The 17238-nt window shown below is 73.2% G+C and carries 14 protein-coding genes; 7 read left to right on the forward strand and 7 right to left on the reverse strand.

Annotated features, from left to right (window positions below; all coding sequences use genetic code 11):
- The first annotated feature begins 219 nt into the window (after positions 1-219).
- Together C3489_RS31640 and C3489_RS31645 are read left to right on the forward strand one after the other, a co-directional pair.
- On the forward strand, positions 220-792 hold the full coding sequence (locus tag C3489_RS31640; RefSeq protein WP_103785547.1) for a GNAT family N-acetyltransferase: 573 nt from the start codon (positions 220-222) through the stop codon (positions 790-792).
- Positions 793-1056: 264 nt separating this feature from the next.
- Complete coding sequence (locus C3489_RS31645; RefSeq protein ID WP_103785548.1) at positions 1057-2232, forward strand: winged helix-turn-helix domain-containing protein; 1176 nt, start codon at positions 1057-1059, stop codon at positions 2230-2232.
- Between the two features lie 3 nt (positions 2233-2235).
- On the opposite strand, the gene C3489_RS31650 is transcribed toward C3489_RS31645, so the two are convergent.
- The 7 genes from C3489_RS31650 to mtnA form a co-directional block, all read right to left on the reverse strand.
- Positions 2236-2985, reverse strand: coding sequence for a response regulator transcription factor (locus C3489_RS31650; RefSeq protein ID WP_103785549.1), 750 nt, complete (start codon positions 2983-2985; stop codon positions 2236-2238).
- 217 nt (positions 2986-3202) lie between these two features.
- A complete protein-coding gene (gene hpf / locus C3489_RS31655) occupies positions 3203-3895 on the reverse strand; it encodes a ribosome hibernation-promoting factor, HPF/YfiA family (RefSeq protein WP_103785559.1) in 693 nt (230 codons plus the stop codon).
- A 315-nt stretch (positions 3896-4210) separates the two neighbouring features.
- Positions 4211-5050, reverse strand: a complete 840-nt coding sequence (locus C3489_RS31660) for a ComF family protein (RefSeq protein WP_103785550.1) — start codon at positions 5048-5050, stop codon at positions 4211-4213.
- A 114-nt stretch (positions 5051-5164) separates the two neighbouring features.
- Positions 5165-7021, reverse strand: coding sequence for an LpqB family beta-propeller domain-containing protein (locus C3489_RS31665; protein WP_103785551.1), 1857 nt, complete (start codon positions 7019-7021; stop codon positions 5165-5167).
- A complete protein-coding gene (mtrB, locus tag C3489_RS31670) occupies positions 7011-9257 on the reverse strand; it encodes an MtrAB system histidine kinase MtrB (protein ID WP_103785552.1) in 2247 nt (748 codons plus the stop codon). The genes C3489_RS31665 and mtrB overlap by 11 nt, the downstream gene beginning before the upstream one ends.
- Before the next feature lies 1 nt (position 9258).
- Entirely contained in the window at positions 9259-9948 is a 690-nt protein-coding gene (gene mtrA, locus C3489_RS31675; RefSeq protein ID WP_009188938.1) for a two-component system response regulator MtrA, read from the reverse strand.
- A 206-nt stretch (positions 9949-10154) separates the two neighbouring features.
- A complete protein-coding gene (gene mtnA / locus C3489_RS31680) occupies positions 10155-11297 on the reverse strand; it encodes an S-methyl-5-thioribose-1-phosphate isomerase (RefSeq protein ID WP_103785553.1) in 1143 nt (380 codons plus the stop codon).
- A 140-nt stretch (positions 11298-11437) separates the two neighbouring features.
- Here mtnA and C3489_RS31685 point away from each other — a divergent pair, with 140 nt between their 5' ends.
- The 5 genes from C3489_RS31685 (at position 11438) to C3489_RS31705 (ending at position 17192) form a co-directional block, all read left to right on the forward strand.
- Positions 11438-12805, forward strand: a complete 1368-nt coding sequence (locus tag C3489_RS31685; protein ID WP_103785554.1) for a glycerophosphoryl diester phosphodiesterase membrane domain-containing protein — start codon at positions 11438-11440, stop codon at positions 12803-12805.
- Positions 12806-12923: 118 nt separating this feature from the next.
- Positions 12924-13700: a DUF4129 domain-containing protein gene (locus C3489_RS31690; protein ID WP_103785560.1), complete on the forward strand. Its 777-nt coding sequence runs from the start codon at positions 12924-12926 to the stop codon at positions 13698-13700.
- Positions 13697-14893, forward strand: a complete 1197-nt coding sequence (locus C3489_RS31695; RefSeq protein WP_103785555.1) for a DUF4350 domain-containing protein — start codon at positions 13697-13699, stop codon at positions 14891-14893. The genes C3489_RS31690 and C3489_RS31695 overlap by 4 nt, the downstream gene beginning before the upstream one ends.
- Positions 14893-15882 (forward strand): MoxR family ATPase, encoded by a 990-nt coding sequence (locus C3489_RS31700; RefSeq protein ID WP_103785556.1) that lies wholly within the window; start codon positions 14893-14895, stop codon positions 15880-15882. Before C3489_RS31695 ends, C3489_RS31700 begins: the two co-directional genes overlap by 1 nt.
- Positions 15882-17192, forward strand: coding sequence for a DUF58 domain-containing protein (locus C3489_RS31705; protein ID WP_103785557.1), 1311 nt, complete (start codon positions 15882-15884; stop codon positions 17190-17192). Before C3489_RS31700 ends, C3489_RS31705 begins: the two co-directional genes overlap by 1 nt.
- Positions 17193-17238 lie beyond the last annotated feature (46 nt).

Genomic DNA, 17238 nt, shown 5'->3' on the forward strand with positions numbered 1-17238 from the left:
AACGGCCATCGTATGCGAGGACCCCGCTGCGCCGGGAGGCCTGCCGTGACGCGGACCGCCGCTCCTTGTCTTGCCTGCTTCAAATCTCCTTCAAAGAGGACAACGCCCGAGCCTCGCCGATGGTGCCGGATCCCGCCGACGAATTGCGCGAAATGTGATCGCCCGCTCACCCACGGCGAAATGATGGCGGTCCGTGGGCTCCCCGAGCAGAATCGGCCGATGGAACCCGTCACGCTCGCCACCGACCGCATCGTCCTGCGCGCGGTGGGCCCGCAGGACACCGACGCGGTGTACGCCGCCGCGCAGGACCCGGACATCCAGCGCTGGACCACCATCCCCTCCCCCTACCTCCCCGAGCACGCGCGTGGCTTCACCGAGCAGACGGTCCCCGAGGGCTGGGCCGACGCCTCGATGTTCACGTTCGGCGTGTTCCTGCCGGGCGGCGAGCTGGCCGGCATGCTCGCCCTGACGATGCGCTCCCTGGGCATGGCCGAGGTGGGCTACTGGGCGTCGAAGGAGCACCGCGGCCACGGCTACATCACCGAGGCCACCGTCACCGCCGCCCGCTGGGCCTTCACGCGCCTGTCCGTCGACCGCGTCGAATGGCGTGCCGAGGTCGGCAACCACGCCTCCCGCGCGGTGGCGGAACGAGCCGGCTTCACCATCGAGGGAACCCTGCGCTCCGCCCTCATCAACAAGGACACCCGCCGAGACTGCTGGGTAGGCTCCCTCCTCCCCTCAGACCTGACCCTTCCCCCAACGACCCCCTACCTCCCGGCCCGCGGGTCGTAGCTGCGGGCAGTCGTGCCTCCCCCAGTGCCTTAAGGGCCTGGGAGGTGCCCCCAGGGCGGCACGGGTGGGCGCTGGGGGTCCCCCTGCTCGAAGAGCTTGGGGGAGGCACCCCGCAGCGCCGAGCTGCGCAACCCACCCCCGGCCGGCAGCAGCTCCGGGCACCAACCAACCCCGCCCAGCCCCAATCCACCCGGACCCCGCGCACCGGCCAAGAAAAGCCCAGCTCACGCCAACCTGTCAGTCCCCCCACCTATCGTGCAGCCCATGACAACGCGCCCCACCGCAGAGCTGACCGCAGACGAGGCCCGCCGCATCGCCCTCCGCGCCCAGGGCCTGCTCGGCACCCCGCCCTACGCCCGCCGCGCAGGCGCCCGCGGTGTCCTGCGCCACCTCGGCGCGGTCCAGCTGGACACCATCTCGGTCCTGGCCCGCTCCCACGAGCTCGTCCCCTACGCCCGCCTCGGCGCGGTCGGCCGCAAGACCGTCGAGGACGCCTACTGGACGGGCGCGCACGCCTTCGAGTACTGGTCGCACGCCGCCTGCATCCTCCCCATCGAGGAGTGGCCGCACTTCGCCTTCCGCCGCCGCGCCTACCGCAACCGCCCGCACTGGAACCACGAACTCCCCGAGGGCGCCTACGACCAGGTGATCAAGCAGCTCCGCGCCGACGGCCCCCTGACGGCGACGGAACTGGGCGGCGCGAAGAAGACGAACGACTGGTGGGACTGGTCCGGCACCAAGGTCGCCGTAGAGCGCGCCCTGATGTACGGCGAGGTGGTCTGCGTGACCCGCCGCGGCTGGAAGCGCGTGTACGACCTGGCCGAGCGCGCGGTCCCGGCCCAGCTGCTGCACGACGAGCTGGACGACACCGAGTGCGTACGCCGCCTGGTCCGCCAGGCCGGCGAGGCCCTCGGCGTGGGCACGCGGGCGGACATCGCCGACTACCACCGGCTCAAGGGCGAGCAGGTGGACGCGGTGATCGCCGACTCGGGTCTGGTCCCGGTGACGGTGGCGGGCTGGGGCCGCCCGGCCTGGGCCGATCCGGCGGCCCTGGAGACCCCGCCGCGCGGCCGGCACCGCACCACGCTGCTGTCCCCCTTCGACTCCCTGATCTGGGAGCGGGCGCGCACGGAGCGGATCTTCGGCTTCACGCACCGCCTGGAGGCGTACGTCCCCAAGCCGAAGCGGGTCCACGGCTACTTCGCCATGCCGGTCCTGGCCGGCGGCCGCCTGGTGGGCCGTGTCGACCCGGCCCGTGAGGGGCGCACCCTGGTCGCCAAGCAGGTGACCGTGGACGGCGGGAAGGCCGTGCCGGCGGTCGCCCAGGCCCTGGTCGAGGCGGCGTCCTGGGTCGACTGCACGGACGTGCGCGTGGAGCGCGTCGAGGCACCGGAGCTGCGCGAGCCGCTGGTGGCGGAGCTGGCCCGGCTGGTGGCCTGACGCTCACCTGATTTCGAGGATCTTCTCCCGCATCGCGTAGACCACGGCTTCCATCCTGGAGTGCAGCTGCAGCTTCTCCAGGATGTTGCGGACGTGGTTCTTCACGGTGTTCTCGGAGATGAACAGTTCCTTGGCGATGTCGCGGTTGTTCATCCCGGTGGCGACGAGCTTGAGCACCTCCAGCTCGCGGTCGGTGAGCCGGGGCGCGGGTACCAGCCGGCGCTCGTCGGTGCGCTGGATCATCGACTTGAACTCGGTGAGCAGCTTGGAGGCCATGGAGGGGCTGATCTGCGACTGTCCGTCGGCCACCGCGCGAATGGCGGTGGCCACCTCGTCGGTCGAGATCTCCTTGAGGAGATAGCCGGTGGCACCCGCCTTGATCGCGTCGTAGAGGTCGGCCTCCTCGTCGCTGATCGTCAGCATGATGATCTTCGCGCTGGGCGCGACCTCCTTGATGGAGGTGCACGCCTCGATCCCGCCGCGCTTCGGCATCCGTACGTCCATCAGCACGATGTCGGGCAACAGGTCGGCGGCCTTCTCCACGGCCTCGGCGCCGTCCCCGGCCTCGCCGACGACCTGGATGTCCTCCTCGGCGGCGAGCACGATCTCCAGGCCGCGGCGGAAGAGGGCGTGGTCGTCCACGACCAGGACTCTGATCGGTTCGTCGCGTGAAGAGCCCGCCGCCTCGGGACCCATGCCGACGACGCCGTCCTCGGCATGGTCGTCCCGCATCGGTCCGAAGGTGTCCGCCATCGTTCCTCCCCCTGAAGGCTGTGGCCTGTGGTCCTGTGCCATCGCCAACCCAAGGCAACGACCCACCGGTTGAGCCGTTGCCGCCATGATTCCATGCCCCGGTGACAACGCGGTGAGGTGCAGGCGGGCGAAGAGGGCGCACACCGGTGCAACACCGGTGCCCCTGGGGGCGCACACCGCGCTCCAGGGGCACCGGCCCGGCTGTCATGCGCCTGGGTCAACCGCCCAGCGAACCGCCCGCGTCAGGGGAGGGTGCCTCGGTGACCATCGTGTCGGTCCTGAGGTGGATCACGCCGTAGTCGTAGGCGTGACGCCGGTAGACGACGCTGGGCTCCTTGGTCTCGGAGTCGACGAAGAGATAGAAGTCGTGGCCGACCAGTTCCATCTCGTAGAGGGCCTGGTCGAGCGACATGGGGGCGGCGACGTGGGTCTTCTCGCGCACCACGAGGGGGCCGTCGCCCTGCACCTCAAGCGAGCCGATCTTCTTGGTGGGCACGCTGTCCGGTTCCTCCGCCGGGACCGGATGGCCGTTTCCGTTGAGCGTCGCGACGCCCGGGACGTGGTTGGGGACCTCTGCTGCCGTGATCCGCTTCGCGCCGCGCCGGGTGAACCGCTTGTCGTGCTGCTTGCGCAGTCGGGCTTCCAGCTTCTCCGCCGCCAGATCGAGTGCCGCGTACGGGTCGTTGGCCGCTGCCTCTGCCCGGATCACCGGACCGCGGGAGCGGAGCGTGATCTCCACTCGGTCGCAGCGGTCGGCCTGTCGGGGGTTGGGCTCCTTGGACACCTCGACGTCGAGGCTGATCACCTTGGCATCGAGCTTCTGGATCTTGTCCAGCTTCAGCTTCTCGGCCACGTGCTTCCGGAACCGCTCGGGCACCTCGGTCTTGCGGCCCTTGACGACGATGTCCACGCAGAACTCCGTTCCCGGATCGCCCCGCTTCACTGGCGGAGCATCTCCCTTTTGCACCAGGCTCCGGTCAGCCCCGGAACCTCGGACTCGGTGACTTTCACCTCCTCCTCCCCCAAGGGCAAGATCTACACCCCCTGTGCTGCGGATGATTACCCAAAACCCGCTGCACGGCATTCGGAAACGAGGGGCATGGCCTGCGGCTTTCCCTCACAACCGAACATATCTCGCCCGGCAGGATGTCGTCACCCTCTACTGCGGTGTACCTCCGTTCAGGTGAATTACCCACTCATTACCTGCAACGACGTAAGTTCGCAGTCAGTTCCGGTTTAATTCGAAAGCATCAGGAGGAGCGGCGACCACCGCCGCGCAGACGACACGGCCCGCGCGGTTCTCGCCCGGCATTCCCCACCCCACGTGCGCCCGATCCGGTCTCCCTTCCGGCACTGTGGCCCCGCGTTCCTCTCGTCCTTCCCCACCGGCGCGCGCGTACACGGCCGACACGCCGCAATCACGCACCGCCCGCGCCGCCTCCGTCAGCGAGGCGCCCGTGGTCATCAGATCGTCGACCAGCACGACGGGCCCCTGCCCGAGCAGCCGGCCGCCCCCGGGCACGACCGTCAGCGCGCCCGCGAGATTGGCCAGCCGCTGTCCGGAGTCCAGCCCCGCCTGGTCGGCGACCGCCCGCCGCTGCCGCAGCACCGCCGCCACCCGGACCGGCATCCCGCCCCGGCGCAGCTCCCCGGCCGCGGCCAGCGCGATCCGCCGTGCCGGGTCGTGCCCACGCGCCCGCACCGCCGCACGCGATGACGGCACCGGCACCAGCAACACGCGCCCGGCCACGCCCACGTCGTGCGCGCCCGCCCGGTCCAGCCCGGCCCGTACCGCCCCGGCCAGCGCCTCGCCCAGCGGCCGTGCCAGAGCCAGCGCGCCGCGCTCCTTGTGCGCAAGCAGCAGCGCCCGCACCTCGTCCGCGTAGCGCGCCGCCGCGTGCACGGCCGGCAGGCCGGACGGCTCCGCCGCCGGTCGGACCCGGCACGGCGCGGCCCCGCTCAGAGCCGCATGGCAACGAGCGCAGAGCACCGCACGAGGCCGTCCGCAGCCGGCGCACTCCGCCGGCAGCACCAGGTCGGTGAGGTCCTGCCACCACCCCCGCATACGACCACTGTGCCAAGCCCGCCAAGCCCCGGCCACCCCTGTGGACAACGCCCTGTGGAAAACTCCCGACGGCCCCGGGGGCCCCGGGGAACACCCCGACCGGCCGCCCGGTGATCAGCCCGGATACACCGGCGCCGTGCCGCTCTTGACCAGCTTCTGCCACTGCGCGCCGCTCGGCAGCCGCACGATGCCGTCCTCGCCGGAGTACGCCACCAGCGGCACCCGGTCGTCCTCGGAGGCGGCGACCGCCTCCACCCCGGACAGCGCGGCGGGCGGCGGCCCCTCCGGCGTGGAGCCGTCGACCTGGGCGTACCGCATCTGCTGCACGCCCCCCGCCTCGCGCCCCACCACCACGAGCCGGCCGTCGCCGGACCACGACATCGCCGTGATCTCCTCCAGGCCCGGCGCGGCGGAGCGCAGTTCGAGGACGGACACCGCCGGCCGGCCTGCGTCGGCCCCGGCGGCGCCCTTGTCGTCGGAGTCGGAGCGCTGGATCCGCCCCACGAGCAGCGACTGCTTGCCGTCCTTCTCCACGACGAGCGCGATCCGCACTCCGTCGGCGGCCACCCGTGCCTCCCGGATGCGCCCGCTCAGCCCGGGAAGGGCCACGTCCACCGGTGTGCCCGCGCCCTGCTGCAGCAGCCACAGGTGCCGATGGGCCGGGTCGCTGTCGGCCACCCACAGGTCGCCGTGCGCGTCCCAGCTGGGCGTCGTCAGCCGATTGGCCGGCGTGCTGCCGTGGCTGGTGACCACCGCACCGCCGAGCGAGCCGCTGGAGACGAGCGAGCCCACGTACAGCGCGCTGCCGTCGCTGCTGACCCCGGCCGCCTCGCGCTCGTCCCGTGACACGGCCGCCGCCCGCAGCGGCTGCACGCCCTGCCCCAGCGCCCCCGGCACCGGCTCGGCCCGGGTGCCGCCGGCGCCGGTGGCCAGCCGCACCAGCCGCGCCCGTTCGTCGATGAAGTACACGTAGTCGGGGTGGGCGGTCGCTCCGCGCGCTGCCACCGCCTCGGCCTGGTCGGTGGTCAGGGAGCACAGGTGCCGGCCGGCGGAGCGCAGCTCGACCTCGCTCACCGTGGGCGTCACGTACTGCAGGGTGAACAGCAGCTGCGCCGCCATCTCGTCGCACCGCTCCCGGCCGACGTGCGCGGCCTTGTCGTTGAGCGGCACGGTCAGCTTGTTCTGGTCGTCCGGCGCCAGCGCGGCCGTCCCCTTGGCCAGGTCGGTCCCGGTGGGGAAGCTGGAGCGGACCACCGGCCGCAGCCACGAGGTCGGGCCCCGCAGCACCGAGCGCACGGCCTGCGTCATCGGGTCCACGCGCTCGCGTACGTAGACGGGGTCGGCGACCGCCGTGGTCTGCCCGTTCGCGGCGACCGCGTTCGAGGCGAAGTAGTACTTGTTGACGGACATGTAGTTGCGCTGGAAGTCCGACTTGCCCATGACCACTCCCTGGGGCGGCCCGTCGATGCGCCACTGCTGCGTCTTGTCGTCACGCGACAGGTGCACCGTCTGCCGGTAAGGCCCGTCGGTGGGCTTGTACGACTGCTGCGCGTCCACCGTGGCGACCCGGGTGCCGCTCAGTGTGAAGGTGGCGTCGTCACCGTCCACCCGGCTGTCGGAGCGGGCGGCCTGCATGCTCGGCCCGTCCTGGAGCACCGTGGTGGCCCGGCCCGGCTGCCAGGACCGCGCCGCCTCGGGCGTCAGATACTGCCGTGCCGTCGCATAGCCGGGATCGTCGCTGGTCAGCGCCTCCAGAAAGCCCTGGAGGATGTCCGCCGGCGGTGCACCTTCGGCGGGCGGCATCGCGAAGACCCGCACCTGCGAGTCCTGCCGGGGTGTGGACTCCACCCCGCGCAGATCCCCGCTGTCGGGCATCGACGCGCACCCCGCCAGCAGTACGGCACCACAGGCGGCGTACGCCACCGCACGCGCCGGCGTGCGCCGGGCGCCCCCCTCGCGGTCAGCGCCCACGAAAGGCCTCCCCTTGTCTGTCCGAGTCATCGCTGCGGGCACCGGCGGCATCGGCCGGGGCCACGGCGGAACCCGCGCGCCCGGCGCCCTCCCCCTGGTCCGCGGCACCCGCCCCACGGCCCTCACCAGAGCCTGTTCGGCCGGCGCCGGCCTCGGCGGAGCCCGTCCGGCCCGCGGCACCGTCCTTGCGGCTCCCGGCGGAGCCCGTCCAGGCCGCCGCGTTCCCGGCGCGGCCCTCGGCGGGCTCCCCACCGGCCGCCGCACCATCCTGCCGCGGCGCACCGCAGCCGGGCCGGGGCACCACGCGCGCGCCGTTGCCGGGCAGCGCCGTCGGATCGGCGGTGGGCGCGGAACCGGCCTGACGCGGCGGGATCGGCGCCCGGCCGGACAGAGCCGGCCGCTGTTCGCCGGCCGGCTGGGCCGGCACTGTCGCGGTCTTCTCCCCGCCACGCGCCGAGCCGCCCTGCTCCAGCCCTCGGTTGCGCCGTGAGTCCTTCGGTTCCAGCGGTATCGGCGAGCCCCGCAGCGGCTCGTCCGCGGTCCTCGGCAGCGTCAGCCGGAACTGCGAACCGCCACCCGGCTCACCCCACGCCTGCAGCCAGCCGCCGTGCAGCCGCGCGTCCTCCAGGGCGATCGACAGGCCCAGGCCCGTACCGCCCGTGGTACGCGCGCGTGCCGGGTCGGCCCGCCAGAAGCGGCTGAACACCCGGGTCGCCTCGCCCGGCTTGAGCCCGACGCCGTAGTCGCGCACGGCGACCGCGACCGCCCCGCCCGCCGCGGCGAGCTTGACCACCACGTCCTTGCCCTCGCCGTGCTCCACCGCGTTGACGACCAGGTTGCGCAGAACCCGCTCCACACGCCGGGCGTCGGCCTCGGCGACCACCGGCTGCTGGTCGCCGACCACGCGGATGTGCGTGCCCTTGCGCTCGGCGAGCGGCTCGGCCCCGCTGACGACCCGCCGCACGACGTCACGCAGGTCGATCGGCTCCGCCTCCAGGGCTGCCGCGCCCGCGTCGAAACGGCTGATCTCCAGCAGGTCCGCGAGCAGCGACTCGAACCGGTCCAGCTGGTCGGCGAGCAGCTCCGCCGACCGCGCGGTCACCGGATCGAAGTCCTCGCGTGCCTCATGGATGACGTCGGCGGCCATCCGCACCGTCGTCAGCGGCGTGCGCAGCTCGTGCGATACGTCGGAGACGAACCGGCGCTGCATCCGCGACAGGTCCTCCAGCTGGCTGATCTTCTGCTGGAGGTTCTGCGCCATCTTGTTGAAGGCCTCACCGAGCCGGGCGATGTCGTCCTCGCCGGTGACCTTCATCCGTTCCTGCAGCCGCCCCGCCGACAGCCGCTCGGCGATCCCGGCCGCCATCCGCACCGGCGTGACGACCTGCCGCACCACGAGCCAGGCGATGGCCCCGAGGAGTACGACGACGAAAAGCCCGGCGGTCGCCAGCGTGCCCTTGACCAGGCTGAGCGACTTCTCCTCCTGGGTGAGCGGGAAGAGGTAGTACAGCTGGTACGGGTCGCTGTTGGGGTCGTTGACCTGCTTGCCGATGACCAGCGCGGGCTGCGAGGGACGGCCGTTGCTGTAGACGATGCGCGTGTAGCTCTGCGCCGCGCCCGTGCTGGAGTCGACCCGCTCGCGCAGGGCGACCGGCACGCTCTCCGACGGGCTGACGAACCCGGACGCGCGAGGGCCGAGCCCGCCCGCGCTGCCGGCACCGGTGGGCAGCGTGACCACGTCGAACGCGCCCTGCCCACCACTGGCGAGGGACGAGACGAGATTGCTCATCCACTCGATGACGTTCTGCGAGGGACGCGTGTCGACGCCCGTGCCGTCGTCCGTCCCGGCCGCCGCCTCGTCGGCCTTCTGCTTGGCCACCGCGAAACCGCCCGCGGCCTGGCTCTGCGAGGCCTTCACCTTCGCCTCCAGCAGGCCGTTGCGGACCTGCCCGATGACGACGAAGCCGAGCAGCAGCACCACGCCGAGCGACATCAGCAGCGTGGTGGCGACGACCTTCAGCTGGATGTTGCGCCGCCACAGCCGCATCACCGGCAGCAGCGGGCGCCGTATCCAGCGCATGAACAGCCGGATCACGGGGCTGCCGTGCACCCCGCCCTGCAGCAGGCCGCCCTCCAGCAGCCGTGCCCAGCGGGAGCGGAGCGTCCTGCGGCCGACAGGCCGCCCGGCGCGGACCCCGGACCGGCCGGGTGCCGAGGCGGCACTGTCCCTGGACATGTCAGCTCGGCCCGGCCTTGTAACCGACACCACGGACGGTCACCACGATCTCCGGCTTCTCCGGGTCCTTCTCGACCTTGGAGCGCAGCCGCTGCACATGCACGTTGACCAGGCGGGTGTCCGCGGCGTGGCGGTAGCCCCAGACCTGCTCCAGCAGCACCTCGCGGGTGAACACCTGCCACGGCTTGCGGGCCAGCGCCACCAGCAGGTCGAACTCCAGCGGGGTCAGCGCGATCGACTGCCCGTCCCGCTTCACGGAGTGCCCGGCCACGTCGATGACCAGGTCACCGATGGCCAGCTGCTCGGGCGCCGGCTCCTCGGAGCGGCGCAGCCGGGCCCGGATGCGGGCCACCAGCTCCTTGGGCTTGAACGGCTTGACGATGTAGTCGTCGGCGCCCGACTCCAGGCCCACCACGACGTCGACGGTGTCGCTCTTGGCCGTGAGCATCACGATCGGCACCCCGGACTCCGCCCTGATCAGACGGCACACCTCGATACCGTCCCGGCCGGGCAGCATCAGGTCCAGCAGCACCAGGTCGGGCTTGGCCTCCCGGAACGCGGCCAGCGCCTTGTCGCCGTCGGCTACGAAAGACGGCTCAAAACCCTCACCACGCAGCACGATGCCGAGCATCTCGGCCAGTGCGGTGTCGTCGTCGACGACAAGGACTCGTCCCTTCATAAACGACATCATCCCATTCTCGTAACAGTCTCTGTTGCCGTGGTGAGGCAGGTCACTGGCCTGTGACGATAGTCGTACCGAGCCGTCACTGTCTGCCCTCGCCCGGCAGTGTCGAGGTGACGTCGCCTTGGAGCCGCCCTCGCACGCCGACGGCCCCTCCCCCTGCATCACAGCAGGTGGAGGGGCCGTGTCCGTCCGTGACGAAAGCCTCCCGGACCCTACCCGGTGGCCCCCTCCCTCGACCGCGCGCACAGCTCCGCGAGCCCCTTGCCCGTCACCGGCGACAACGCGCCGCCTTCCGTGACGATCGCCGTGACCAGCTCGGGCGGCGTCACATCGAACGCCGGGTTGTACGCCTGCGTGCCCAGCGGCGCCATCGGCAGCCCGCCGCCCGGGCCGGACGCCTGCACCTGCGGCACGGGGATCTCCGTGACCTCGAACCCGGCCCGCTGCTCCACCTCGATGGCCGCCCCGTCCGCCGTGTCCAGATCCACCGTGGTCACCGGCGCCACCACGATGAACGGCACATGGTGGTAGCGCGCCAGCACCGCGAGCGGATAGCTGCCCACCTTGTTCGCCACCGACCCGTCGGCCGCGATCCGGTCCGCCCCGATGAGCACCGCGTCCACCTCGCCCGCCGCGAACAGCGACCCCGCCGCGTTGTCGGTGAGCAGCGTGTACGCCATGCCGTGCCGGGCCGCCTCGTACGCCGTGAGCCGGGCGCCCTGCAGCAGCGGCCGTGTCTCGTCCACCCACAGGCGCCGCAGCCGGCCCGCCCGGTGCGCCGCGAGCGCCACCGCGAACGCCGTGCCCTCACCACCGGACACCAGCGACCCGGTGTTGCAGTGCGTGAGGATCCGGTGCCCTCCGGCGGGCAGCAGCTCCTCCAGCAGCGCCAGCCCGTGCTCGGCCATGCGGACGCTGGCCGCGGCGTCCTCCCGGTGCAGCGTCCGCGCCGCGGCCAGCGCCGCCTGCGCGGCCTGCCCGGGCGTGGCGCCCTCGGCACACGCCGCCTGATGCGCCTCCACGGCGCGGCGCACCCCGACGGCCAGGTTCACCGCCGTCGGCCGGGCCCCGGCCAGCGCGGTCGCGGCCTCCTCCACGTCGAACCCGCGGGCGGCGGCGAGCGCGACCCCGTACGCCCCCGCGATGCCCAGCAGCGGGGCCCCGCGCACGGCGAGCGAACGGATCGCCTCGACCAGCGCGGACGCGTCCGTGCAGACCAGTTCGACCTCCTCGGTCGGCAGCCTCGTCTGGTCCAGCAGGACCAGGACGGGCCCTTCGGGCGGCTCCTCCCAGCGGATCGCAGGAATCCCGGTGAGCCGCCTGTCCTCGCCGGCGTGCGCGTACTGATCAGCCATGCCGTCAGTCTTCCCCGTATCCGGCGGACAATTGAAGGTGTGCGGGCACGACCTCGGCCGGTACCCGGATGACCACCCCATGGCACGATGGCTGCCAACCTGCCGCCGCGACCGCGGACGGGCACCGTGAAGGAGCGACGATGAACGACACTCCGGGCTGGGCCTCGCCCGGATCCGCCCCGTCCGACGGGCAGGAGCCCGGCGCGTCCCGCCCCGCCGAGCCTGCTCAGCCCGCGGACCAGCCGGTCCAGGATGCGCCGGGCCCCGGCGCGAAGTGGTCCGCAGCGCAGCCGCCGGCCGGTCAGTGGTCGGCGCCGGCCGGCCCGCAGAGCCCTGGCCAGACCCCGCCACCCCCACCGCCGGGCCCCGGCTGGGGCACCCCGCCGCCCCCGGCAGGCCCCGGCGGCCCGGCCGGCGGCTACGGAGCCCCCGGCGGGTACGGCGCCCCGGGCGGATACGGCGCTCCCGGCTACGGCGCCCCGGGTTACGGCGGCTGGGGTGCCGGCTGGGGCGGGCCCCCGCCCGCGGCGAAGCCCGGCGTGATCCCGCTGCGCCCGCTCGGCGTCGGCGAGATCCTCGACGGCGCGGTGTCCACCATGCGCGCCTACTGGCGCACGGTCCTCGGTATCTCGCTGACCGTCGCCGTCGTCACGGAGGTCCTCGTCGTCCTGCTGCAGGGCCTCGTCCTCGACAGCGCCAACACCGACGCCCTCGACGACCCCAGCGCCACCCTCGGCGAGGTCACCCGCGCCCTGGGCGACACCATGCTCAACTCCACGGTCGTCTTCCTGATCTCCATGATCGGCACTGTCACGGCGACCGCCCTGCTCACCACCGTCACCAGCCGGGCGGTGCTCGGCCGGCCGGTGACCGTAGCCGAGGCCTGGCGCGACGCCCGCACCCAACTGGCCAGGCTCTTCGGCCTGATCCTGCTGCTGATCGTCATCGGCGCGGCCGTCGTCGCCGTCGGCGTCACCCCCGGCATCCTCGTCGCCGTCACCGGTGACGCGGACGCGGGAGCGGGCCTCGCCGTCCTCGGCGGCCTCGCCGCGTTCCTCGTCGTGCTGTGGCTGATGGTCCGCTTCTCCCTGGCCTCCCCCGCCCTGATGCTGGAGAAGCAGGGCATCCGCAAGTCCATGGGCCGCTCGGTCAAGCTCGTCCGCGGCTCCTGGTGGCGCGTCTTCGGCATCCAGCTGCTCGCCGCGATCATCGCCAACATCGTCGCCGCGATCATCGTCGTGCCCTTCACCTTCCTCGCGGCCGCGACGAGCGGGGGCGGCATCTCCGGCCTCATGGACGGCGGCGACGTCGGCTGGACGTTCCTCATCATCAGCGGGATCGGCTCGGTGATCGGCTCCATGATCACCTTCCCGATCAGCGCCGGCGTGACCGTGCTGCTCTACATCGACCAGCGCATCCGCCGCGAGGCCCTCGACCTCGAACTCGCCCGCGCCGCCGGCCTCCAGGGCTACGGCACCGGCGAGGCCGACAGCGCACCGAGGAGCTGATGCCGTGAGCCTGACGGGGGGAGTCGTCACGGCGGACACGACCGGGACGGCACTGGCACGCGTCGCGGACACCACCGCGACCGCACTGGCACGCACCGCGGACACCACCGCGTCCACACTGGCACGCACCGCGGACACGGCCGCGAGCACACTGGCCCACGCCGCCGGCACGGCCGCCCGCGCACTGCTGCGCGTCCGCGCAACCTCCGTGCCGGCCCGGTTCCGCAGCGACGGTGAACCCCCGGTGACCCTCCCGCGCGACCCCGCGCGGGAGGCCGCCCGCCGCGAACTGTCCAAGCCGATGTACCACCAGGACGACCCCAGCCCGCTGCAACGCGCCCTGAACGCCTTCTGGGACTGGCTGGACCGCCTCTTCAGCGCCGCCACCACCGCCACACCCGGCGGCACCGTCGGCCTGGTCGTCATCATCGTGGCCGTCCTCGCGGTCCTGGCCGCCCTGTGGTGGCGCCTGGGCACTCCCCGCCGCCAACCCACCTCCGCCGCCGCCCTCTTCGACGACCGCCCCCGCAGCGCCGCCGAACACCGCGCGAACGCCGAGGCACACGCCGCCCAGGGCCACTGGAACCAGGCCGTCCAGGAACGCATGCGCGCCATCGTCCGCTCCCTGGAGGAACGCGCCCTGCTCGACGTGCGCCCCGGCCGCACCGCCGACGAGGCCGCCGCCGAAGCCGGTCGCGCCCTGCCCGCACACCTCGACCGACTGCGCGCCGCCGCCCGGCAGTTCGACGACGTCACATACGGCGGCCGCAGCGCGAGCGAGCAGTCGTACCGACGCCTCGCCGAACTCGACCACGACCTGGACCGCACCAAGCCCCAGCTCACGGCCGGCACCGCCGGCAGGGCCGGCGACAACAGCCAGGGAGCCGCCGGATGACCACCGAGGCCACCCTCCCGACCACCTCGGCCTCGCCCACCGCCCGTCAGGTGTTCACCCGCGCCCGGGGCATCGCCCTCGCGCTCGTCCTGCTCCTGGCGGCGGCCGTCGCCATCGCCCTGGTCCGCTCCACCGCCAAGCACGGCATGCTGGACCCCCGTTCCGCCGACCCCTCCGGCAGCCGCGCCGTCGCCGAACTCCTCGCCGACCACGGCGTGCACACCCGCCTGGTCACCACCCTCGACGAGGCACGCACCGCCGCGGGCCCCGACACCACCCTCCTGGTCGCCGCCCCCGACCTGCTGACGCCCAGCCAGCAACGCCAACTGCGCACCGATACCGCCGACTCGGGCGGCCGCACCCTCCTCGTCGCCGCCACCACCTCCGCCGAACGACTCGCCCCCGGCGTCACCGCCGACCCCGTCACCAGCATCGACTCCACCCTCGCGCCCGACTGCGCGCTGCCCGCCGCCCGACGCGCGGGCACCGCCGACACCGGCGGCATCCGCTACAGCACCACCCACCCGGACGCCGACGAGTGCTACCCCAGCGACCGCCTGGCCACCCTCGTACGCCTCCCGGCCACCACCGGAGACGGCGACACCGTCCTCCTCGGCGCCCCCGACATCCTCGTCAACGACCACCTCGACGAGCAGGGCAACGCCTCGCTCGCCCTCCAACTCCTCGGCTCCCGCCCCCATCTGGTCTGGTACCTCCCCTCGCTCTCCGACAGCACCGCCACCGAGCCCGACGACCAGAAGCCCTTCGTCGAACTGCTCCCCTCCGGCTGGCTCTGGGGCACCCTGCAACTCTTCGTCGCGGCCGCACTCGCCGCCCTGTGGCGGGCCCGCCGGCTCGGCCCGCTCGTCCCCGAAAAACTCCCCGTGGCGATCCGCGCCTCCGAAACCGCCGAAGGCCGAGCCCGCCTCTACCGCAAGGCGAACGCCCGCGACCGGGCCGCCGCCGCTCTCCGCTCCACCACACGCACCCGACTCGCCCCCCTCGTAGGCGTCCCCACCGCCCAGGCCCACACGCCCGAATCCCTGCTCCCGGCCTTGTCCGCCCGCCTCCACGGCGACGGCCAACAGGCCCTGCACACCCTCCTCTTCGGGCCGCCGCCCAGCGACGACGCAGCCCTGATCACCCTCGCCGACCAACTCGACGCCCTCGAAAGAGAGGTACGCCGTCCATGATGGACCCGACCACTGACAACGCCGGGCAGACCGGACAGCCGGGCGACCCCCGCGCCGCCCTCGAAGCCCTGCGTGCCGAGATCGCCAAGGCCGTGGTCGGTCAGGACCCCGCCGTGACCGGCCTCGTCGTCGCCCTGCTGTGCCGCGGCCACGTCCTCCTCGAAGGCGTCCCCGGCGTCGCCAAGACCCTCCTGGTCCGCGCCCTCGCCGCCACCCTCGAACTCGACACCAAACGCGTCCAGTTCACCCCCGACCTGATGCCCAGCGACGTCACCGGCTCCCTCGTCTACGACGCCCGCACCGCCGAGTTCTCCTTCCAGCCCGGCCCGGTCTTCACCAACCTGCTGCTCGCCGACGAGATCAACCGCACGCCCCCGAAGACCCAGTCCTCCCTGCTGGAAGCCATGGAGGAACGCCAGGTCACCGTCGACGGCACCCCCCGCGCGCTCCCCGACCCCTTCCTGGTCGCCGCCACCCAGAACCCGGTCGAGTACGAAGGCACTTACCCCCTGCCCGAGGCCCAGCTGGACCGCTTCCTCCTCAAGCTCACCGTCCCGCTGCCCTCCCGCCAGGACGAGATCGACGTCCTCACCCGCCACGCCGCCGGCTTCAACCCACGCGACCTGCGCGCCGCCGGCGTACGCCCCGTCGCGAACGCCGCCGACCTGGAAGCCGCCCGCGCCGCCGTCGCCAAGATCACCGTCTCCCCCGAGATCGCCGCCTACGTCGTCGACATCTGCCGCGCCACCCGCGAGTCGCCCTCCCTCACCCTGGGCGTCTCCCCCCGAGGCGCCACGGCCCTGCTGTCCACGGCCCGCGCCTGGGCCTGGCTGACCGGCCGCGACTACGTCATCCCCGACGACGTGAAGGCCCTCGCCCTGCCCACGCTGCGCCACCGCGTCCAGCTGCGCCCGGAGGCCGAGATGGAGGGCGTCACCGCCGACTCCGTCATCACCGCGATCCTCAATCACGTCCCCGTCCCCCGCTGATGGCCCTCACCGGACGCGCCGCGCTCCTCGCGGCACTCGGCTCACTCCCCGTCGGCATCCTGGAGCCCGGCTGGACGGGCATCCTCGCGGTCAACGGCTCCCTGGCCCTGGCGTGCGCCTGCGACTACGCCCTGGCCGCTCCCGTACGCCGCCTCGGCCTCACCCGATCAGGCGACACCTCGGTACGCCTGGGTGACGCCGCCGACGTCACGCTGACCGTCACCAACCCCACCGGCCGCCCGCTCCGCGCCCATCTGCGCGACGCCTGGCCGCCCAGCAGCTGGCGCCCCGGCACGGAGGTCGAAGCCTCCCGCCACCGCCTCACGGTCCCGGTCGGCGAACGCCGCCGCGTCACCACCCGTCTGCGCCCCACCCGCCGCGGCGACCGCCACGCAGACCGCGTCACCATCCGCTCGTACGGCCCCCTCGGCCTGTTCGCCCGCCAGGGCACCCACAAGGTCCCCTGGACGGTCCGCGTCCTGCCACCCTTCACCAGCCGCAAGCACCTGCCGTCGAAACTGGCCCGCCTGCGCGAACTGGACGGCCGCACCAGCGTCCTGCAACGCGGTGAGGGCACCGAGTTCGACAGTCTGCGCGAGTACGTCCCCGGCGACGACACCCGCTCCATCGACTGGCGCGCGACCGCCCGCCAGTCCTCGGTCGCCGTCCGCACCTGGCGCCCCGAACGCGACCGCCACATCCTGCTGGTCCTCGACACCGGCCGCACCTCGGCCGGCCGTGTCGGCGACGCACCGCGCCTCGACGCCTCCATGGACGCCGCCCTGCTCCTGGCCGCCCTGGCCTCCCGAGCCGGCGACCGCGTCGACCTGCTCGCCTACGACCGCCGAGTACGCGCCCTCGTCCAGGGCCGCACGGCCGGCGACCTCCTGCCGTCCCTGGTCAACGCCATGGCCACCCTCGAACCGGAACTCGTCGAAACAGACGCCCGCGGCCTCACCGGCACGGCCCTGCGTACGGCCCCGCGCCGCTCCCTGATCGTTCTGCTCACGGCCCTGGACGCGGCCTCCGTGGAGGAGGGACTCCTGCCCGTCCTCCCCCAACTAACCCAGCGCCATACGGTCCTGGTGGCATCGGTCTCCGATCCGCACATCGCCCGCATGGCCGCGGCCCGTGGGAACACGGACGCGGTCTACGAGGCAGCGGCAGCCGCCCAGGCCCAGGCAGAGCGCAACCGCACGGCCGAACAGCTCCGCCGCCACGGCGTCACGGTCGTCGACGCGACACCGGATGAACTGGCGCCGGCGCTGGCGGACGCATATCTGGCCCTGAAGGCAGCGGGCCGACTCTGACGCCGGCCGTCGCTCCCCTCCGGGGGAGCGAAAACTCTCCGTGAAC

Source organism: Streptomyces sp. Ru71 (genome assembly GCF_002920535.1).
Classification (GTDB): Bacteria; Actinomycetota; Actinomycetes; order Streptomycetales; family Streptomycetaceae; genus Streptomyces.